This window comes from Vibrio sp. 2033, from assembly GCF_033339735.1.
In genome coordinates, this window is record NZ_JAWOVC010000870.1 from 1 (window position 1) to 512 (window position 512).

Below are 512 nucleotides of genomic sequence, written 5' to 3' on the forward strand. Positions count from 1 at the left end.
CAAACCAATATCATGGGTTTTATCTGCGCTGCGCAATTCACTGATGGCTGCTTCTATGGCGACCGCACTGCCGACGATGTAATCAATGTTCCCCATATCAATCACGCGCTGCACCAGGTTACGCTGTAACTCTTTGTCGTTGTCTGCCCAAAAGGAGTCAACGATGTGGATGTCGCTGTTTTTGATAGCTTCATAAAACCCCGTTGTGACAGGCTTAGTGCCACCACGAGTACGCGGGCCAAGCAGTAGGGCAATATTGGTTTTACCTGAGCCTTTTGGATGGCGCTCGGCTAAGTACTTACCGGCCTCGTAACCCATCCAATACCAATCGACACCGACTTCGCCTTTGAGCAGTGTGCTCTGTTCTTCATCAAGATCGAGTTGGTTGACTGTTGCAAATACGGGCGTGTTGCCGACCCAACTTTTTAAGTTGTGTTCATAGGCGTGAGGATCAACCGTGCCTAAAATAATGGCATCCGCACCCCATTGGGTACACAGCGCAAGTTGCTGCT

1 protein-coding gene is annotated in these 512 nt (G+C 50.0%); it reads right to left on the bottom strand.

Translation table 11 applies throughout. From position 1 onward, the window contains the following. The coding region (gene torT / locus R7P74_RS29555; RefSeq protein WP_318124317.1) for a TMAO reductase system periplasmic protein TorT at positions 1 to 512 on the bottom strand (512 nt) is incomplete at both ends.